At 68.3% G+C, this 18,223-nt stretch carries 18 protein-coding genes, 1 tRNA gene and 1 pseudogene; 8 read left to right on the plus strand and 12 right to left on the minus strand.

Going from position 1 to position 18,223, the window contains the following annotated elements:
- Positions 1–138, plus strand: a pseudogene (locus AC1DJ5_RS13620) (IS30 family transposase); the annotation flags it as partial.
- A 730-nt stretch (positions 139–868) separates the two neighbouring features.
- Here the strand turns inward: AC1DJ5_RS13620 and AC1DJ5_RS13625 are convergent.
- Entirely contained in the window at positions 869–1,546 is a 678-nt protein-coding gene (locus tag AC1DJ5_RS13625) for a DUF2306 domain-containing protein (RefSeq protein WP_477020948.1), read from the minus strand.
- Between the two features lie 165 nt (positions 1,547–1,711).
- On the opposite strand from AC1DJ5_RS13625, the gene AC1DJ5_RS13630 reads away from it, so the two are divergent.
- Positions 1,712–2,422, plus strand: a complete 711-nt coding sequence (locus AC1DJ5_RS13630; protein ID WP_477020949.1) for a LytTR family DNA-binding domain-containing protein — start codon at positions 1,712–1,714, stop codon at positions 2,420–2,422.
- Here the strand turns inward: AC1DJ5_RS13630 and AC1DJ5_RS13635 are convergent.
- Positions 2,419–3,141 (minus strand): glutathione S-transferase, encoded by a 723-nt coding sequence (locus AC1DJ5_RS13635; protein ID WP_477020950.1) that lies wholly within the window; start codon positions 3,139–3,141, stop codon positions 2,419–2,421. The genes AC1DJ5_RS13630 and AC1DJ5_RS13635 overlap by 4 nt on opposite strands.
- Positions 3,142–3,239: 98 nt before the next feature.
- On the minus strand, positions 3,240–4,505 hold the full coding sequence (locus AC1DJ5_RS13640; RefSeq protein WP_477020951.1) for an erythromycin esterase family protein: 1,266 nt from the start codon (positions 4,503–4,505) through the stop codon (positions 3,240–3,242).
- 162 nt (positions 4,506–4,667) lie between these two features.
- Here AC1DJ5_RS13640 and AC1DJ5_RS13645 point away from each other — a divergent pair, with 162 nt between their 5' ends.
- A complete protein-coding gene (locus tag AC1DJ5_RS13645; protein WP_477020952.1) occupies positions 4,668–5,312 on the plus strand; it encodes a dienelactone hydrolase family protein in 645 nt (214 codons plus the stop codon).
- A 6-nt stretch (positions 5,313–5,318) separates the two neighbouring features.
- Here the strand turns inward: AC1DJ5_RS13645 and AC1DJ5_RS13650 are convergent, their stop codons facing one another.
- Positions 5,319–5,996 carry a phosphoribosyltransferase gene (locus AC1DJ5_RS13650; RefSeq protein WP_477020953.1) on the minus strand — a complete coding sequence of 226 codons (678 nt, stop codon included), beginning with the start codon at positions 5,994–5,996 and terminating at the stop codon, positions 5,319–5,321.
- 250 nt (positions 5,997–6,246) lie between these two features.
- Here AC1DJ5_RS13650 and AC1DJ5_RS13655 point away from each other — a divergent pair, with 250 nt between their 5' ends.
- A complete protein-coding gene (locus tag AC1DJ5_RS13655) occupies positions 6,247–6,732 on the plus strand; it encodes an Hsp20/alpha crystallin family protein (protein WP_441453762.1) in 486 nt (161 codons plus the stop codon).
- Positions 6,733–6,855: 123 nt separating this feature from the next.
- Here the strand turns inward: AC1DJ5_RS13655 and AC1DJ5_RS13660 are convergent, their stop codons facing one another.
- Complete coding sequence (locus AC1DJ5_RS13660; RefSeq protein WP_477020954.1) at positions 6,856–7,458, minus strand: CC0125/CC1285 family lipoprotein; 603 nt, start codon at positions 7,456–7,458, stop codon at positions 6,856–6,858.
- A 217-nt stretch (positions 7,459–7,675) separates the two neighbouring features.
- Here AC1DJ5_RS13660 and AC1DJ5_RS13665 point away from each other — a divergent pair, with 217 nt between their 5' ends.
- A complete protein-coding gene (locus tag AC1DJ5_RS13665; protein WP_477020955.1) occupies positions 7,676–8,713 on the plus strand; it encodes a zinc-dependent alcohol dehydrogenase family protein in 1,038 nt (345 codons plus the stop codon).
- 18 nt (positions 8,714–8,731) lie between these two features.
- Here the strand turns inward: AC1DJ5_RS13665 and AC1DJ5_RS13670 are convergent, their stop codons facing one another.
- A complete protein-coding gene (locus AC1DJ5_RS13670) occupies positions 8,732–9,130 on the minus strand; it encodes a cupin domain-containing protein (RefSeq protein WP_441453756.1) in 399 nt (132 codons plus the stop codon).
- A gap of 135 nt (positions 9,131–9,265) precedes the next feature.
- The gene (locus AC1DJ5_RS13675) at positions 9,266–9,985 is read right to left on the minus strand and encodes a polysaccharide biosynthesis/export family protein (protein WP_441453755.1); all 720 of its coding nucleotides are present in this window, start codon (positions 9,983–9,985) and stop codon (positions 9,266–9,268) included.
- A 119-nt stretch (positions 9,986–10,104) separates the two neighbouring features.
- On the opposite strand from AC1DJ5_RS13675, the gene AC1DJ5_RS13680 reads away from it, so the two are divergent.
- Both AC1DJ5_RS13680 and AC1DJ5_RS13685 read left to right on the plus strand, forming a co-directional pair.
- A complete protein-coding gene (locus AC1DJ5_RS13680) occupies positions 10,105–11,574 on the plus strand; it encodes a GumC family protein (protein ID WP_477020956.1) in 1,470 nt (489 codons plus the stop codon).
- 36 nt (positions 11,575–11,610) lie between these two features.
- Positions 11,611–12,312, plus strand: coding sequence for a P-loop NTPase family protein (locus tag AC1DJ5_RS13685; protein ID WP_477020957.1), 702 nt, complete (start codon positions 11,611–11,613; stop codon positions 12,310–12,312).
- Here AC1DJ5_RS13685 and AC1DJ5_RS13690 read toward each other — a convergent pair.
- From AC1DJ5_RS13690 to AC1DJ5_RS13710, 5 genes are read right to left on the minus strand one after another with little or no spacing between them, the layout of a single operon-like run.
- Positions 12,309–13,274 carry a glycosyltransferase family 2 protein gene (locus tag AC1DJ5_RS13690; protein WP_477020958.1) on the minus strand — a complete coding sequence of 322 codons (966 nt, stop codon included), beginning with the start codon at positions 13,272–13,274 and terminating at the stop codon, positions 12,309–12,311. The genes AC1DJ5_RS13685 and AC1DJ5_RS13690 overlap by 4 nt on opposite strands.
- Entirely contained in the window at positions 13,271–14,014 is a 744-nt protein-coding gene (locus AC1DJ5_RS13695; RefSeq protein ID WP_441453748.1) for a polysaccharide deacetylase family protein, read from the minus strand. Before AC1DJ5_RS13695 ends, AC1DJ5_RS13690 begins: the two co-directional genes overlap by 4 nt.
- Positions 14,011–14,949 (minus strand): glycosyltransferase family 2 protein, encoded by a 939-nt coding sequence (locus tag AC1DJ5_RS13700; protein WP_477020959.1) that lies wholly within the window; start codon positions 14,947–14,949, stop codon positions 14,011–14,013. Before AC1DJ5_RS13700 ends, AC1DJ5_RS13695 begins: the two co-directional genes overlap by 4 nt.
- Positions 14,946–16,397, minus strand: a complete 1,452-nt coding sequence (locus AC1DJ5_RS13705) for a lipopolysaccharide biosynthesis protein (protein WP_441453744.1) — start codon at positions 16,395–16,397, stop codon at positions 14,946–14,948. The genes AC1DJ5_RS13700 and AC1DJ5_RS13705 overlap by 4 nt, the downstream gene beginning before the upstream one ends.
- On the minus strand, positions 16,397–17,953 hold the full coding sequence (locus AC1DJ5_RS13710; RefSeq protein WP_477020960.1) for an exopolysaccharide biosynthesis polyprenyl glycosylphosphotransferase: 1,557 nt from the start codon (positions 17,951–17,953) through the stop codon (positions 16,397–16,399). The genes AC1DJ5_RS13705 and AC1DJ5_RS13710 overlap by 1 nt, the downstream gene beginning before the upstream one ends.
- A gap of 137 nt (positions 17,954–18,090) precedes the next feature.
- On the opposite strand from AC1DJ5_RS13710, the gene AC1DJ5_RS13715 reads away from it, so the two are divergent.
- Positions 18,091–18,182: transfer RNA gene (locus AC1DJ5_RS13715), tRNA-Ser, on the plus strand.
- Positions 18,183–18,223 lie beyond the last annotated feature (41 nt).

The raw sequence follows: 18,223 nt of genomic DNA on the forward strand, positions 1-18,223 counted from the left end.
CACGGAACCGACCTGTCCCTCCACAGCCAGGCCCAGCTCAGCGCCATCGCCCGACAGCTCAACGAACGGCCAAGAAAGACCTTGCTCTATCGGACGCCAGCGGAGACCTTCGCTGCGTGTGTTGCAGCGATCAGTTGAGCCCACCGTGGGAAGCGGACCTTATCGCCAGCGCGCTGCTTACCTTCGAGCGAGGCTAAAGGTGAAGGAAATGACGGTCTGGGCGCCGTTCTCGTGAAACGCGATATCGCTCCCCACCACCTGACGCCGACTGCCACAACGGAGCAGTCCCCAACTAGCGGTCGCTGGCTTGCCAATGGCCGAAGGCCAGCGTGCATACGGAAGGTCCTGAGGCGGAGTGAGCGCATCGCAGGGCCGCAGCAAAGCGGCTTCGACAGCCGACCTGACCTCTGGGTCCTTAAATAGCCTGCTGCCTACTGTGAGCCGTATGCAAAGGTCGAGTTCGCGGCAGTCGGGACTGTCGCCAGGACCGAGCAGTGCACAACCGTGCTGCAGCGACAAGAAGTGCTGGAGCGTGTCCTCCGCGCATAGCCCGGATTGGCCCAACGTATAGGCCTTATCCCCAAAGACCTCGTAGAAGCCTTCGCCCAGCTTGCTGCGGATGACTGCTTCCGTCGCCGCAGCCCGGAAGGCGTCGCCATAAGGTGCCGGATCGTAACCGATCAGGGGCGGCCCCTTCGGAAATGGGGCGCATCCGGCGAGAGCCAGGAGGCCTAGGACGAGCAGGGTTCTGAGGCGCATGGATGCACCCTGACGGGGCTGCCGGAAAAGCTCAACAGTTCGCGCCCACAACAGACGGCCTGAATGTCTCAGATGGGTCGAGAGCGGAATTTGGACGTAGCGCGCGCTACTATGCTTCTCCAAGACGTCCTGGCCGGGTTTGGACGCGCGCCTGCGTGCGTCGCAGCCAAAGCTCCGCCGCGATCAGGTTGGGGACCCAGGCCAGGAAGGAGATGGCGCGGTACCAAGGCAAGAACGGCAGATCCAGGAGCATGACCAGCGGCAGGTAGAGCCGCAGGGTGACGGCGGCCAGGGTGAGCGCCCAGGAGCGGATCATCCAGCGCCGATGCTCAGCGAAGCGGCCTTGCACGGCCGCGCGCCATCCCAGGAGGGTCACGGCGACCCAGATGACAGCCAGGCTGCCGAAGCCCGCCGAGGCGATCGGGCCGGCGGAGGAGCCCGGCGCCAGGATGAGGCCCGCCGCGCCGCCGACCAGGCATCCCGCGACATAGACCCGTCCAGTCCAGCGGTGCGGCGGGCCAAAGCCTCTACCCTGGCCCCGGCGCAAGGCGGGCAGGAACTGCAGCGAGCCCAGCAGCAGTGCGGTGATTGAGCCGGCGATATGGATGAAGAGCCACGGAACCCCGAGCGGGTTGCCCAGCGCCTGGGCCGGCGTCTGTGGCGGATGCAGCAGGTAGCGCGCGGAATAACCGGCGATCCCCAGGCAGAGAAGGGCGAGGAGCATCCAGGCGATGCGGGCGCGCCAGGACGTGGTTTGGGTCGGGGGCGTGGCGACGGTGGTGGTCAAGCGGAGGTCCTCGTTGGCGGTTTCGCTGAACGCCATTGCCGACCGGGCGGCTGCTCGCTAGGCCTCGCTGCGCGAACGGCGCCAAGGTTACGCGAACGGGACGGCATGAACGGTGAGGCGAGAGGGACGGGGGGTATGGCGCGGCGGTGGGCCATAGACCTGGCCATGCTGATCGCGATCGGCCTGCTGATGGGGTTTCTTGGACCGTTCGGTTCTGACCGCATCCCCGACCGTGATCGCTACATCTACTGGATGGTCTGCATGGTCGGAGGCGGTCTGATCGGGATCGCAGCCGACGGCCTGCTGATCCCGCGCATCGCCGGGACCTGGCAGCGGGTGGCGGTGGTCTCAGTGCTCATGACGCCGGCGGTGTCGCTGCTGGTGCTGGCCGCTGAACATGTTCTTCTGGGCGGTCGGCTCGACGTGGAGGGGTTCCTGCGTCTGCTCTGGCAGGTGTGGCCCATTCTGCTGGCGGTGATGGCGGTCCGGGCCTTGGTCTGGCGGCGCTCGCCCGCGCAAGTCGAGACGCGCACCGTCATCGCCCCGCCGCTCCCCGAGGCCGAAGCGGCTTTCCGGCGACGGCTTTCGGCGAAACGTCGCGGGGCGCGGCTGATCGCGATCGAGGCGCACGACCACTATCTGAAGGTCCATACCGACGCAGGTGCGGAGCTGATCACCCTGCGTTTCGGCGACGCCCTGGATGAACTGGCGCGGGCCCACGGCTGGCGGGTCCACCGCTCATGGTGGGTGGCGGCCGACACGGTGGAGGACGTGCGTTGGCGGCGCGGCGCGGGCGAGATGCGCCTCGTCGGCGGCCTCACGGCGCCGGTGAGCAGGACCTATGGTCCAGTGCTGAAAGAGGCCGGTTGGTTCTAGAGGTCTGTCTTGGCGATTCTCGATCCCAACACCTTGCGAAGGGATTGTTCGATCAGGCCGCCGCAATAGACCTCGCCGTACTCGTGCCCCGCGCGTTCGGCCAGTTGGGCGAGCGGGGACAAGGTCGAGACGCGACGCGTCAAGCCCGCCGTCATGGGGGCAGCCTCATCAAGGATCGATCCGATCTGCGGAAACCGCTCGGACAGCGTCGCCCACAGGGTGGCGGTGACCACATCGGCGATACCGGGAGCGTCGCCGCCGAGCAGGAAGCCGGAACGGGCGTTCAGGCCATGTCGCCGTCCCAGGTCGTCCCACAGCGCCATCCACTTTCTCAGGCGGGGGACGAAGGCGGCCCATCGCTTGTCGGTCCACATCTGGCGGCCCCCATCCAGGGTGAGTTCGTCGATGACGTCGTTCGCGTCGTTGACCACCTTGATCGTCAGCGCGCGCAAGGCCGGGTCCGTTGGTAGAAGCGCGAGCGTTTCTCCGAGGTAGAAGATGATCGCCGGCATCTGGGAGATAGCGACCCCGGCGGTCTCGTCGACCAATACCGGCGGACCCATGAACGGAACCGGCATGTCTTCCGGCGGGCCCTGCATCAGGGCGCTGATCGCGTCGTCGCCGGCTTCCGACCAGCGCTTTCCTGCGAAGGCCAGGACGGCGCGCACGAACTGGCCGCGAAAGGGCGCGGACCAATAATAGAGGGTGTAGCCGGGCATCCTGACCTCGCTGGCGTCGCGCTTCGCTCAACGCGGGGAGGGAGCGGTCCGTTCGCGCCGGTTCAGCGCGCCTCGATCAATACCGGGCGGTTCGCCGGTCAAAGGCCGAAGGGATAGATGTCCGGCGCGCCTTCCGGCGGCGCCCCGGCCAGCGGCGTCACGGCTTCCGTCTCTTCGAACCAGACATAGGCGTCGAACTGGGCCGAAAGCCGGGCGTCGAAATAGTGGCTGCTGCGCTCCGTGTCGGGTCGGTAGATGACGCCGATGGCGCGTTCGAGCCGGGTTCCGCCCAAGGCCTCGGCCAGGCCAGGATCGGCGCGCCAGTCGGTCAGCGACCGGCCCATGCCGGCCTGCTGGAAGATATGCTCCCAACTGTCGCGGCGCGCCGGGATAATCTGTTTGAACTCCTGGGGGCCGCCCCAGTCGTCCGCCGCCGCCACCTGTCCCCGGTCGGTCCCGAAGCCGATGGACACGCAGTCCCGATCGAAGGCTTCGCGGCACAGCTGGCCGAGATTGTATTCGCCGGCCTCGCCCATGGCCGTGGCGGAGGCGTCGCCCAGGTGCGAATTATGCGCCCAGACGATGATCTTGGCCCCCGGACCGCGCGCCTGCAGCAGATGGCCGAGCGTCTCGAACATATGGGTGTCGCGCAGGTTCCAGCTCTCGACCGAGCCGCGATACATGGCGCGGTAATAGGCCTCGGCCGCCCGCACCACGCGCGCGTTCTGAGCCGCATCGAGATAGTCCTCGCCGTCCTGGCGGCTGTAGTCGAGCCGATGACGCAGCAGGCTGACCAGTTGGGCGACGACCGCGTCCTCGCAGTCGACCGTCCCCAAGCGCGCCGCCGCGCCGTAGCGTTGAGGCTGGTCCAGATAGGGGGTGAGGCAGCCATAGCGCAGGCGCGCCTCGCCCGCCGCCTGGGGATCGACCCGGTCCAGATAGTTCAGAACCTCGCGGCGCGACTGCGATAGGCTGTAGACGTCCAGGCCGCGCAGTTCAGCGCGGTCCGCCATGGGCCGCTCCAGGTTCCAGGCGCGCAGGGCGTGCACGAAGGCGACGAATTCGGCGTTGCGCCACATCCAGCGGGGGAAATTGGGAAAACTGTCCTTCTGGCCCCAGACTCCGCGGTTGCGGATGAAACGGTCCAACTCGGCCACGTCGGGCCAGTCGCCTTCGACGGCCACGATGCGGAAACCGTGCCGGTCGATCAGCCGTCGCGTGATCGCCGCCCGCGCCTTGTAGAACTCCCGGGTGCCGTGGGTCGCTTCGCCCAGCAGGACCACCCGTGCATTTCCGAAGTGATCGAAGGCGGCGGCGAAATCCTCGTCGTCGATGGGCGGCAGCGGCAGGGAAGACCTGCGCACGAGCGCGGCGAGCTCCTCGATCTGGAGTGAAGAGGGGGCGGTCATCCGCTCATCTGAGCCGCTTTCCGCCGCCTCGCCTTGACGCCCGTCAATGTCGAGGAGAGGCGTCGAACTAGACTTGCGCTCACCCGTCGTCGGTTCTGACGGGTTCAGGAGGCCGCCATGCCCGCCGACGCCGCCCCTTCCGCCGAAGCCGTCCTGATCCCGCCGCTGGATCTCGCCGGCGATCTTCGAAAGCCGCCCCGGCCGCGCGGCCTGGTGATCTTCGCCCACGGCAGCGGCTCCAGCCGGTTCAGCCCCCGGAACAGGGAGGTCGCCCAGGTCCTTGTCGGGGAAGGGATGGCCACCCTGCTGTTCGATCTGCTGACGGAGAAGGAGGCGGGAAACCGCGCCAACGTCTTCGACATCGACCTGCTGGCCGAACGGCTGGTCCAGACCATCGACTGGGCCAGGGCCCGGCCCGATCTGGCGGACCTGCCGCTGGGCCTGTTCGGGGCCAGCACAGGGGCGGCCGCGGCGCTCAGGGCGGCGGCGGATCGGCCTGAGACGGTCGCCGCCGTGGTGTCGCGCGGCGGACGGCCCGATCTGGCTGGCGAGGCGTTGGCGCGCGTCACGGCGCCCACCCTGTTGATCGTCGGCGGCGACGACGAACCCGTCCTGACCTTGAACCGAGAGGCGGAACAGCAGATCGCAGGGCCGAGCCGGGTGGCGGTCGTGCCGGGCGCGACCCATTTGTTCGAAGAGCCGGGGACGCTGGAGGCGGCGATCCGTCTGGCCGTCGGCTGGTTCGAGGACTATCTGCGCTGACTGCGCCTAGCCGTTCCGGTCTGCTCCGAAGGCGGCCGCGCGGGTCATCAGATCCAGCACCTCCTCGTCCTCCAACTGATGGAAGTCGGCATAGGCCTCGCCGACGCTGCGGAAGATCGAAGGCTCCTCCAGACAGACCAGGACGTCGACCGCTTCGCGCATCGCGGCGGCCACCTCGGGCGGTGCGACCGGCACGGCGAGAATCACGGTCGCGGCGCCCTGTTGGCGCAATCCCTGAACGGCGGCCCGCGCCGTCGCCCCCGTCGCCAGGCCGTCATCGACCACGATGGCGGTCCGCCCGCGCGGATCGGGTCGGGTTCTTCCGGCGAAATAGAGGGCGCGGCGGCGTTCGATCTCGGCCAGTTCGCGAGCCTGCGCCTGGGCCAGATAGGCGTCGCTGGCCGCGGTGGTTCGCCGGACGGACTCGTTGATCACCATATGAGGCTGGTCGCCGTCGAACACCGCCGCCAGCGCCAGTTCGGGGTAGCCGGGCGCGCCGATCTTGCGCACCAGGGCCAGGTCCAATGGCGCGTCCAGACGCCGCGCGATCTCGAACGCCACGGGGACCCCGCCCCGGGGCAGGGCGTAGATCACCGGATCATGGGTGTTCAATCCGGTCAGCACATCGCCCAGCCGCCGTCCCGCCTCGGCGCGGTCCTCGAACAGGGGCGGGCGCCGATCCATGGTCAGGACCCGGCCGTCAAGCTCAGGCGCGCGACGGCGCTGCCTGTTGAATCTTCCGTCACGGCTTCGATCTCCCTGTGGGGATCGTTCATCTTGCCCCATCGGCGCTCGGGTGGGTTGACGTCCGTCAAGTCACGGACGGGACGGGCAGGATCGATATGGTCCCGCCGCCCGGTCGTTCTCCGCTCCGCGAGGAAACTTCCTGCACCGAAGCCGGTTGAGGCCTCGGGGGCTCAATGGAGACGCCGTCATGCCGACCCAAAGCCTTATCCCTCAACCCTCGTCCCTGCTGGGCGCTTTCGACCGGGATCCATTTTCGCCGATGCAGCGAGAACTGGACCGGCTGATGGGCGATTTCTGGCGCATGCCCGAGCTTCGATCCAAGGGTTCCGACGGCGCCAGGCTCTGGCCCAGTCTGGAAATCAGGGAGACCGAAAAGGATTATCATGTCACCGCCGACCTCGCGGGCCTCGAGCAGAAGGACATCCAGATCGACCTGAACGATAATGTCCTGGTGCTTCAGGGCGAGCGGCGCGACACCCATAGCGAGAGCAGCGAGGGACGTTGCTATACCGAGCGCAGTTATGGACGGTTTGAACGCCGGATTCCTCTGGATCAGGAAGTCGACGCCGACCGGGTGGAGGCCCGGATCAAGAACGGGGTGCTCGATATCGACATCCCCAAGAGCCAGCACGCCCAATCCAAGGCGCATCGCATCCAGGTAAAGCCGGGATAGGCGTAGGCTCGATGGAAGGGGGGCATGAAGGCGGGCGGCTGAGCGCCGTTCTTGCGCCCGCCTTCTGGAGGCGAAGGCCGTTCCGAGGCCTGCGTCGCCGCAGCGCGGAGGAATTTGTCGTGATCAGCGGGGGCGAACGATCTGGCTGGACAGGGCGTCCATCAGACTGCGGGCCTCGAACGCGTGGGGATCGTCGGCGGGCTTGGCCCCGCGTCCCATGATGATCTCGGCCGAGGCTTCGTACTGGGTGACCAGATCGACATCGAAGAAGGGATCTGAACCCCAGGGGTCCCAGCGCCGCCAGACGCCGATGCCGTCGTGGTAACGCCAACGCGGCCCCCAGGCCGGCCCCCAGGGGCGATCGATGGGATAGGCGTATGCCTGTGTGGTGGCGTCGGTGCTGCGCTGCGCCGTGGTGAACCAGTCATAGCCGGACTGAACCGTGAGCTCGGCGGCGCGATAGAGGAGATAGGTTTCGACCGTATCGCGAGAGGTCAGGCTGTTGCCCGCGAAGGTGACCCGCCAGCGGTCAGGCTGGAGCTGGACATCGCTGTAGCCGCCCGCCCCCTCGGACGAGGGCGCGCCCATCGGCTGGTAGGGGGTCGCCGTGGAGCAGGCCGCGAGCGCGGCGCCAAGGGCGGCGGCGATCAGCGCCCTGCGTCTGGACGGGTGTGAAAACGGGCTTCCAACGGACGTCTGGGTAAAGACGGGGGCGGGGCTTCTCATTGGCGTTCTCCAAGGCCGAAGAACGCGCCTCTTTGCCGACGACGCCCTTGATCATCGTCAATTCGCCTCGCGAAATTCGGGGGTGAACCGCTCTGGCGCCGCGCGACGGAACTTGACGTCGATCAAGTCGATCCCGGCGGAAAGGCGCGAGGGTCGGCGTCGCGTCGCCCGGTCGAGCGGCGCATACCGGCATCGTGCCGGAGGAGGAGTCCGCACCATGAAGGCGCTCGTTTACAAGGGGCCGGGCCAGAAGGCCCTCGAAGACCGGCCCATGCCCGTGATCCAGGCCCCCGGCGACGCCGTCGTCAAGGTGGTCAAGACCACGATCTGCGGCACCGACCTGCACATTCTCAAGGGCGATGTCCCGACATGCGCGCCAGGCCGGATTCTGGGCCATGAGGGCGTGGGGGTCATCGAGGCGATCGGCGCCGCCGTCACGACGTTCAAGCCCGGCGACCGGGTCCTGATCTCCTGCATCTCTTCCTGCGGGAAATGCGAGTATTGCCGCCGGGGCATGTATTCTCACTGCACCACCGGCGGCTGGATTCTGGGCAACGCGATCGACGGGACCCAGGCGGAATACGTCCGCATTCCCCATGCCGAGACCAGTCTCTATCCGATCGCGCAGGGGGCGGACGAAGAGGCGATGGTGATGCTCAGCGACATCCTGCCGACGGGATTCGAGTGCGGGGTTCTGAATGGCAAGGTCGCCCCTGGTTCGACGGTGGCCATCGTCGGCGCCGGGCCGATCGGACTGGCCGCCCTGTTGACGGCGCAGCTCTACTCTCCGGCCGAGATCATCATGATCGATCTGGACCACAGCCGTCTGGAAATCGCGCGTCGTTTCGGCGCCACGCAGGTGATCAACAGCAGCGACGGCAAGGCGGCGGAGACGGTGTCGTCCCTGACCGGCGGTCGAGGCGTCGACACCGCCATTGAGGCCGTCGGCGTCCCGGCGACCTTCGAGCTGTGCGAGGAACTGGTCGCGCCCGGCGGCGTCATCGCCAACATCGGCGTTCACGGCAAGGCGGTGAACCTGCACCTCGAAACCCTGTGGTCCCGGAACATCGCCGTCACCACCCGGCTGGTGGATACGGCGACGACGCCGATGCTCCTCAAGACGGTGCGATCCGGCCGGATCGATCCGACCCGATTGATCACGCACCGCTTCACGCTCGACCAGATTTTGGACGCCTACGACACCTTCGGCCGCGCCGCCGAGACCAAGGCGCTGAAGGTGATCATCAACGCCTGACGGACGGCCTCGGCCGCCTTAGGGTTCCGTCGTGACGCCGTCGAAATGTTCTTCGCCGGCCTCGGCATCCGACTTGGTGGCGCGTACAATCCCGTCCTTGTGATCCGGAGGACCATAGACGGTGTAGAGCTTCAGCTTCTTGTCGCCCGTGTTTACGACGTTGTGACGGGCGCCGGCGGGCACGATGATGGCGTCATCGGCCTTGATCCTGGTGCAGGCGCCGTCGATCCAGACCTCGCCTTCGCCCTTTTCGATGCGGAAGAACTGGTCATGGTCGTCATGGACTTCCTCGCCGATTTCTTCGCCAGGACGCAGGGCCATCAGGACGAGTTGCAGGTGTTTGCCCGTGTAGAGCACGCGCCTGAAATCCTTGTTGTCGACCGTCAGTCGGTCGATGTTATCGACGAAACCCTTCATGCCGCTCTCCTGACCCATGTTCTCGGAAAGCCTATCATCCTGACGAGGGGGCGGCCATTGACCAGCGTCAATGCACGTTCTTCGCTGAAAGGGTTTTGGGGCGGCGGCCTCTCGTCCCGACCCATGGAGGACCCGTCAGGTCGAGGCGTAGCCGCCGTTCAGGGCGTAGTTGAAGCCGATGGGCAGGGCCGCTCTCACCTGGGTGAAGAAGGCGGCCAGTTCGCCCAAAGTCGTGCGCGGCAAATAGATGATGTCCCCGCGACGCAGGGCGACCACCTCGCCCCGGCGAGGGCGAAGGTCGACCACGCGCATCATCCGCACCCCGCCCGGTCCGCGCCGAATCAGCGCGGCCTGTTGCAGCCTGGCCGAGGGCAGAGCGCCACCGGCCAGGATCACGGCCTGATGGGCGTCGATGTCGCCGGGCATGTCGAAGACGCCCGGATTGCGCACCTCGCCGTCGACCCAGACCTTGAGCGGGCCGGCCGCGCGCAGGGTGACCTCGACCTCGGGGCGTCTAAGCTGAGTGGCGTAACCTGCTGAAATGTCGGCCTCGAGTTGGGACAGGGTGCGGTCGGCGGCCATGACGTGGCCGAGCAGGGGCAGGGAGACGCGGCCGTCCGGTCCGACCTTCAACTGGCGGGTCAGTTCGCTGGCCGTCGGGGTCGCCACCTCGATCTCGTCGCCGGGATAGAGCAGGTATTCCGGCTCTACGTCGGTCCAGTCGGCGAAGGGGACGTCGGGGAACCGGCTTGCGGGTACGCCTTGCACGCGACGCGCGTCACCCGTCGCCGCGCCCGCGCAGCCGGTCAGGCTGGCGGCCAGACCCATCAGGACAAGGCGGCGATCAGGAATCATGGAGGCGGGGACCAGGCTGGAATTCGAGCTGATATGAAGCTGAACGGTTATGGGTAACGCGTGGTTAACGCAGGCCCCGCAAAGGTGCAGGCGACGATTTCAGTGGATTCGCCCCGTTCATGCGTTCGACAGCCTATGCAGCAGCCCGGCCGCGGTATGGCGTCATGGACGTCGTGGCCTTGCTGTTCCGCGAACTGCTGGTGATGATTCTGGTGTTCGTCGTCCTGTTCGTCATCGGCGCGGCGGCCATCCTGACGCTGAAGAAGACCTACACCGCCGGGGCCAGTCTGTTTGTCGGCGTCGGTCAGGAATATGTCTATCAGCCGCGCGTGGGCGCCACGGATCGTGCGTCGCCGCCTGCCGCGGGCGAGGTGGCGCAGTCGGAAGCGGCCATCCTGAACAGCCTTGAGGTCAAGCAGCGCGTGGTCCGCGCCCTGGGCGTCGAGACCTTCCAGGAAGGCAAGCGCGCGACCGGCACGCCCGAGGCGCAGGAAGCGTCGGCCGTCCGCGCCGTGGCGGCCAGCCTGGCCGTGACGGCGGCGCCGCTGAGCCCGGTCGTGGGCCTGAGCTACAAGAGCGATGATCCGGCCCTGTCGGCGCGCGTGCTGAACACGGTGATCGACCAGTATCTGACCTATCGGCGCGAAGTGTTTCAGGACCGCGCGACTCCAGCGATCCAGACCCAGCGTCAGACCTTCGAAGGCGAGCTGGCCGACGCGGACCGGGCCTATGAGGCCTTCCTGCGCAGCAACGACATCGGCGATTTCGCCACCGCCAAGGCCACCCTGGCGGGGACTTATCAGTCGACCTTCGCCGAACGCATGAGCCTGCAAGCCCAACTGAACCAGGCGTCACAGCGGCTGGCGACCCTGGTGGGCCAGCAGGCGCGCACCCCCGCTGAGATCGCTCTGCAGCAGGATCTCAACATCTCGGCGCAGGATCAGATCCTGCAACTGCGCACGCAGCGCGAGGGCTTGCTGGCGCGCTATCAGCCCGACGCCCAACCGGTGCGCGAGCTCGAAGGCCAGATCGCCCAACTGCAAGCCTATGTCGGCACCGGCACGGCGGTCGGCGCCAAGGAGGTTCGCACCGGGCCGAATCCGATCTGGACCGAGCTGGAGACGACGCGCATCAACGCCCAGGCCGATCGCGACGCCCTGGCGGCGCGGCTGGCGGTTCTGGATCGTCAGGTGACGGATCTGCGCCAGCGTCAGGCGCGCCTGACCGAACTGGAATCGCGCAACGCCACCCTGTCGGGCAATCGTGAGGTGCTGTCAGCCTCGATCCGCGAGTTCCAACTGCGCGAGACGCAGAGTCGCGCCGACAACGAACTGGTCAAGGCCGGGGCCGACAACGTCACGGTGATCGAACGCGCCCAGCCGCCGTCCAAGGGCAAGAGCCTGAAGCTTCCGCTGCTGATCGGGGTCTTTCTGTTCGCCGGATTCACGGCGCTGTGCGTCGGGCTGCTGCGGGTCTTCCTGCGGCGCGGCTTTGCCATGCCATCGACGGCCAGCCGGACGCTGCAACTGCCCGTCCTGGCCGTGGTCCCGATGAAGCGGGCCCGATCCGCCGATGTCCGGCCATGCTAAGGCTGACGCCTTGAGGGCGAGCGCGTAACCGATTCGATGGTCGATCTGACGACGGAAATGGCGGGACTGTGGGCGGCGCTGGGGCCAGCGCCGGCTCATCGCGGCCGCGTGATCCAGTTCGTCTCGGCGACCTCGGGCGAGGGCGTCTCGACCGTGGCGCGCGAATATGCGCGGTTGGCGGCGGTCCGCGCACGCAGGCCGGTCTGGCTGATCGACGGCGATCTGGCGCAACAGGGGCAGGCAGACGCCGTCGCCGCCGAACCCGAGCGGTTCGGGCGGCTCGCCGCGCCGGTCCAGGCCTCGCCCGACGGTTCGGCCTTCTATGCCGTGACGCCGCCCATGCGCGGCCGCGACGGTCGGCCGGTGGCCCCGGCGCGGCTGATGACGGCGCGGGCCTGTCTGGGCGGGCGTCTGTACGTGACCCGATTCCATACGGAGTTGACGCGCGCCGGTCAGCGGGTCGAGCCGTTGGGCGAGGCGCGCTACTGGAGCGCTCTGCGCGCCCACGCCGACACCGTCGTCATCGATACGCCGGCGGCGGATCGAAGCGACATGGCGATCACGCTTGCGCCCTTCATCGACGCCACCATCATTGTGGTCGCGGCGGAAGCCACGGCGGCCGGAGAGGCCGTAGCCCTGCGCGACGAGATCGGCGCCGTGGGCGGCCATATCGCCGGGGTGGTGATGAACCGCTCGACCTGGACGCCGTCGTCGATCCTGAGCCGTCTGACGGGCTAGCTGACGGTCTGTGCGGCGCCTTGGCGGTCCAGCCGCGCCAGTTCGTGTATGCCGTAAAAACGAGGCTCTAAGCCCTTCATCCAGAATATTTTTCCGATTCCGCGGGCGGTGCGGTCCAGCGCCTCGGCGCGCGTCGGACTCCGGACCAGCGTCAGCGCCAGAGCGGTTACGCTCCAGACCAGGGCTTGCGCGGCGCCGATCGCCATCCAGCGCGCGACGCCCGGCCAGTCGCGCGCGGCGGCGGCCGTCTGGGCGGGGCCTTGGCCGTATGCGAAGGCGCGCGTCAGGGCGTAGCGCAGCCTGGCGCGATGCGGCGGCGCGAACTCGTCGACCCAGGCGTCAGCTGCCCAGCCGAAGCGGCCGCCACGCGCCGCCAGCGCCGCGAACAGGGCGTCGTCCTCGCCGCCCGACTGATCGGCGGCGGTGTTGAAGGGCGTTGCGCCGGGCAGGGCGGTCGCTCGCACCAGCAGGGCGTTGCCGCAGCCATAGGGGGCGTCGATCAACTGGGTGCGGTCAGGGCCTTCGCGACCGAAGAAGCGTTCCAGATAGGGGCGTGTCCAGCCGGTTTCGTCCGGCACGCGGCCGCGAATGGGACCGAAGACGGCGTCGGCGCCCGTTAAAATTTGAGCCGAGATCAGCGCGGCCAGCCAGGAGGGCGAGGCGGCCTCGTCGTCGTCGAGGAAGGCGATCAGCGGGGCCGTGGTGGCGGCGAGGCCTTCGTTGCGGGCGGTGGCGACGCCGGGGCGCGGCGCATGGCGCCAGATTACCGGCACGCCGGCGTCGGCGGCGAGGCGCGCCGTGACGTCGCGGGCGCTGGCCTGGGGGTCGTTGTCGACGACGACGATCTCTCTCAGGCGATCCGAGACGCCGGTCTGGGCCAGCGCGGACAGGACGGCCCGCTCCAGGCTGGCGGGGCGGCGCAGGGTGGGAATGATGATCGCGACGTCGGCCTGGGCGCTCATGCCGCCAGAACCTCGCCGACGGTGCGGATGTCGCAGCCGACGGAGCGGGCGTGACCGATCAGCCGCTCCAAGGCGTCGGGCGTGCAGCCCCAGGGCGACGGCGTTTCGCGCACGTCGTGGGTGTAGAGGATCAGCCAGGCCTGTTCGGCCACGGCGCGGTCGATCCAGGCGCGGGCGAGGGATTCGCCATCGGGCCCCTCGATGCCCACGCCCGGCAGTTGGTTCTGGTCGTCGCCGTCGTGGACCAGCCCCCTGTGGACGCCGCGCAGGGAGGCGTAGCGGCCCCCCAGCTGCTTCTTGGCGCGGGGCGACACCTCGCCATAGGGATAGGCGAAATGAAGCGCGGCGGCGCCGAGGCCGCGCAGGGCGGTGTCGTTGGCGTCCAGATCCGTGCTCAGTTCGGCGGGCGTGGTGAGGTGGCAGTCCACGTGGTCGAAGGTGTGGCCGGCGACCTCATGCCCCTGACGGATCAAGGCGCCGATCTCGGCGGCGTCGGCGAAGCGGCCCATGTGCCCCATTTGCCCGAACAGGCCAGCGCAGACGTAGAAGGTGCCGCGCGCGTCATGCTTCTCCAGCATTTCCGCCCCTGAATGGGCGGCGCTGACGGGGATGTCGTCGAAGGTGAAGCTGACGGTCGGCCGCGCCAGGGCTAGCCGTGCGGGGCGACGGTGCGTCAGTCGCGCGAAGCGGCGGCGCAGCTTGCCGCCCAGGCTGACGTCGGGCGTGTAGGGCTGGATCATATCGCCTCCGCATAGAGGGCGACGCGGTAGAGCCGCAGGCTGAACGCCCTGAGGGCGACGGGCAACACCGGCAGCTCCGCCGCCTGCTTGAACAGGGGGCGGATAGCCTTCAGGCCCGGCACGGACTTCAACCGTCGCGCGACGCGGTAGCTGGGATAGACGGCGACGAAGTCGGGATGGCGGGCGACCACGCGGGCGAAGTTGGGCGCCGACTGCTCGTACTTGGCAGCCAGGGTCTCGACCGTGTCCAGACCCATGTGGGTGGCGGGGTTGTCGACGTGTTCGACTTTGAAGCGGCGTGAGACGCGCATGGCCCATTCGACGTCTTCCCAGCCCCAGCCGGTGAAGCCGGGATCGAAGGCCTCGGCCTCGAACACGTCGCGGCGGACCAGCAGGTTGGAGGTGAAGACGTATTTTTCAGGCTGCAGGGCGCGCTGGTCATGGGGGATGCAGTCGGATCGCGCCGCCATGCTGCGATGGACGGCGAAGCGCGCCTCGTCGGGGGCTTGCAACAGGGAGAAGCCGCCGAAGGCTGCGGCGGTCTGTCCGTCGCGCGCCAAAGCGGCCCAGGTGCGCAGGAAGCGGTCGTGGTCGGGGCGCATGTCGCTGTCGAGGAACAGCAGGCTGGACCCGCGCGCAGCGGTCGCCAGTCGGTTGCGTCCGACGGAGCGGCCTTCATTGGTGGAAAGGGAGATCAGGCGGATCGGCAGGGCGCAGACGGCGATCCGGGCGGTTAGCCGGGCGGTCAGGGCGTCGTCGCTCGTGCCGTCGTCCAGCAGGATCAACTCGGCCATGCCGTTTAGAGGCGGCGCTTCGCGGTCGAGCAGGGCGATCAGGGGCTCGGGATCGTCGCGAAGAAACGGGATCAGCACCGACAGGGCCGGGCGGGCGTTGGCCCAGGCCGCATTGTCGTGAATGGCGGTGGAGACGCTCATGCGGCCGCCCTCCGCGCCTGGACCGCACCGAGGATCCGCCGCGCCAGATCGCGCATCCCCCCAGCATTCAGGGCGAAAGCGCAGGCGCCATAGACCGCTGCGCCGACCGAGGCGTCGAGCATCAACTCGGGGAAGCCGCCGATGGGCGGCAGCAGCGACACCGCGACGGCCATCACCGCGCAACTTGTTCCGCACGTCAGCAGCGACCTCCACGGGACCGGAAGGGGCAGGATGCGACGCCCCATGGCCCAGGACGCGATCAGGCCGATGGCGAAGCTTGCGGCCGTGGCCCAGGCTGCGCCCAGAACGCCGAAGCGCGGAATCAGCACGATGTTGAGGATCACGTTGGCCAGCGCCGGAATGCTCATCGCCGCCAGCAGCCAGCCGGTGCGGCGGCCCAGGGTGAAGGCCTGATGGAAATAATAGACTGTCACGCCCGACAGCAGGGCCGACAGGGCGATCCATGGCGTGACCAGGGCGGCGGCGTCGCGGAGATCCTCGCCGATCATGAACTCGGCCAGCGGGCGCGCCACCAGGGCCACGCCGACCGCGGCGGGCAGACCGATCAGGATCAGGGTTGAGGCCTGCTCCCGCGCGGCGGCGGACAGTTGATCGCGCCCGCCGCGCTCCAGCGCCATGACCAGGGCAGGCGTGCCTGCCGCGCCGAGCCAGATGAACAGGACGTCCAGCGTCCGGTTGGCGATGCTGTAGCCTGCGTGATAGGCGCCGACGGCGGCCTCGTCCATGAACATGGCCAGCAGGAAGCGGTCGGTCGACGCCAGCACCAGGGCCAGGCCAAGGGAGGCGGCGATGGGATAGCCGTAGACCGCGTAGTTTCTTAGCCGCTCGCGATCGACGTAGCCGCTGCGCGCCTCGCGCAACTCGCCGGGTAGGATGAAGGGCAGGGCGAACAGAGGCGCGATGAGAAGGCCCGCCAGCGGCGAGGCGGCCCCGCCGCCCGACAGGGCGAAGGCCGCGCCGACGCCGAAGCCGGCCAGGGTGTTCCAGATGTCGAGGCTGGCGGCCTGGCGCACCTCGCCCGCCGCGCGATAGCGCTCCTGCGCCAGCTTGGTCAGGCAGCGCACGGGGATGCCGAGCAGGGCCACGGCGATCGGCAGGCGGAAACCGTCCGGCATGGGCCACAGCCAGATCGCCAGACCCGCCAGCGGCAGGAACAGGCCGGTCAGGATAAAGGCGGTGCGATACAGGCTGGCGAAATGGCTGGCCATGTCGGCGCCGTCGCGCTGGGCGGCCCAGAACCGCGCCATGGCGGCCTCCAGCCAGCTGAAGGTCGCCACATGCGCCAGGGTCATGACCGAAAAGGCCAGGGCGTAGCGGCCGAAGTCTTCGGCGCTGAGCAGCCGCGTGTAGATGATGATCGCCAGGAAGCCGACGACGCCCTGAATGATGTTGGCGGGCAGATAGCCCAGGACCCCGCGCCAGAACATCAGCGCACCGCCAGACGGTCGCCGAGCAGCACCGGGATGGTGACGGCGATGATCCACAGGTCGAGCCAGAAGGACTGGCGCTCGATATAGTCGATGTCGAGTTGCACCCGGCGACGCACTTCGGGCGCGGTGTGCATGGGGCCGCGCGAGCCCTTGATCGCGGCCCAGCCGGTCATGCCCGGCTTGATCCGGTGGCGATGGGCGTATTCGGCGACCAGACGGGCGGATTCGACGGCTCCGGTCTTCATGCCGATGGCGTGGGGGCGCGGCCCGACCAGGGACATCTCGCCCCGGATCACGTTCAGCAACTGCGGCAACTCATCCAGGCTGGCGGCGCGCAGGAACCGGCCCACGCGCGTGATCCGGTCGTCGTCGGCGGTGACCTGGCGGCTGGCGGTCGCGTCGGCGTCGGCGTGGCGCATGGTGCGGAACTTCAGCACCACGATCTCTTCCTGATTGAAGCCGTGCCGGCGCTGGCGGAACAGGGCCGGACCCTCGCTGTCGAAACGGACCAGCAAGCCGATCACGAGCAGGATCGGCGAGAGCAGGATCAGGGCTGTGGACGCCAGGACGACGTCCTGCAGACGTTTGTGGAAGGCGCGGCGATCGGGGTCGACAGGGCCTTCGAGCGGGGCCATCGGCGCCTGCGCCAGCTTCTCCAGCGCGGCGTTGCGCTGCTCGGCTGTCTTGGGGTCGATCAGCAGGGTCAGGCGAATTGGCAGGGCGCCGAGACGAGCGGTGAGGTCCCGCACGCGCGTCTCGGCCTTGGGATCGATGGCCAGCACGATCTGGTCGATGTAGGGCGTCAGCCGGTGGTTCAGCAGGGCGTCCGCTTCGCCTAGGAACGGCACGCCTTCAACCGCGTCGGGGGAGCGCGCCAGGCGATCGTCGAACACTCCCAGCACGTTCAGGTCGCGGCGCTGCAGCGCCTCCCGGATCAGGCGTTCGGCGTGGCGGGTGGCGCCGACCACCGCGATGTTGGGGGTCAGGGCGCCCTTGCGTCGCCAGTGCGCGACCAGAAGGCTCCACACCGCATGGGTCGCCAGCAGCAGCGCCATGACGCCCGCGCTCCAGCGGCCATAGACGACCCACGGCGTGGCCGCGCCATGCAGGGCGAACCCCAGGGTGAAGGTCAGCACCGCGCCAAAGGCGACGACGCAGGCAATCGACGCCATATGGGACCGCAAGCCATGACCCCTGTCGAACCGATAGAGCCCGAGGGACCGGAGCAGGACGAGAAGGGCCAGGGCGCCCAGTCCGAGCGGAGCCGCATCAACCAGCCGCGCCGACAGAGGGGCTCCGTCCGCGAGGCGCGCGACAGCGACGACGGTCGCGGCTGCAACGCCCACGATATCCAGTCCGCGGAAATAGAAGACGCGCCGCCGGGCGGCGTTGCGCTGGCGCGTGTTCAACCAGAGGTCAGGGCGGAAGGGGCCGCGTCGCGCCTTGCCGGACGTTGGGAACGAATCACGCGTCGCAGAAACGGATTCGCGGACGCGCCGCGCCTGCACGCCGGAGCCGTCCGCAGCGGGAAAGAGGGTGTCGGCGGACGTCATGAGGCGAACAGCGTGATCCCGAAGCAATGATTACAGCTGTATTCGTCGCATAGCGCCTGTCTATCCGACGTTAACGCCACAGTTTGCAGGTCCCCGGTTGCGTCGCGGCGCGCGACTCGCTATCCACGCCGCCTGCCGGAGACGTGGCCGAGTGGCTGAAGGCAACGGTTTGCTAAATCGTCGTACCCTGTAAGGGGTACCGAGGGTTCGAATCCCTCCGTCTCCGCCAGACTTCCTCAAGTCTCGCACAAGCAGGTCAGCTTCAGCGGC

It is taken from the genome of Brevundimonas sp. 01N35, assembly GCF_056399785.1.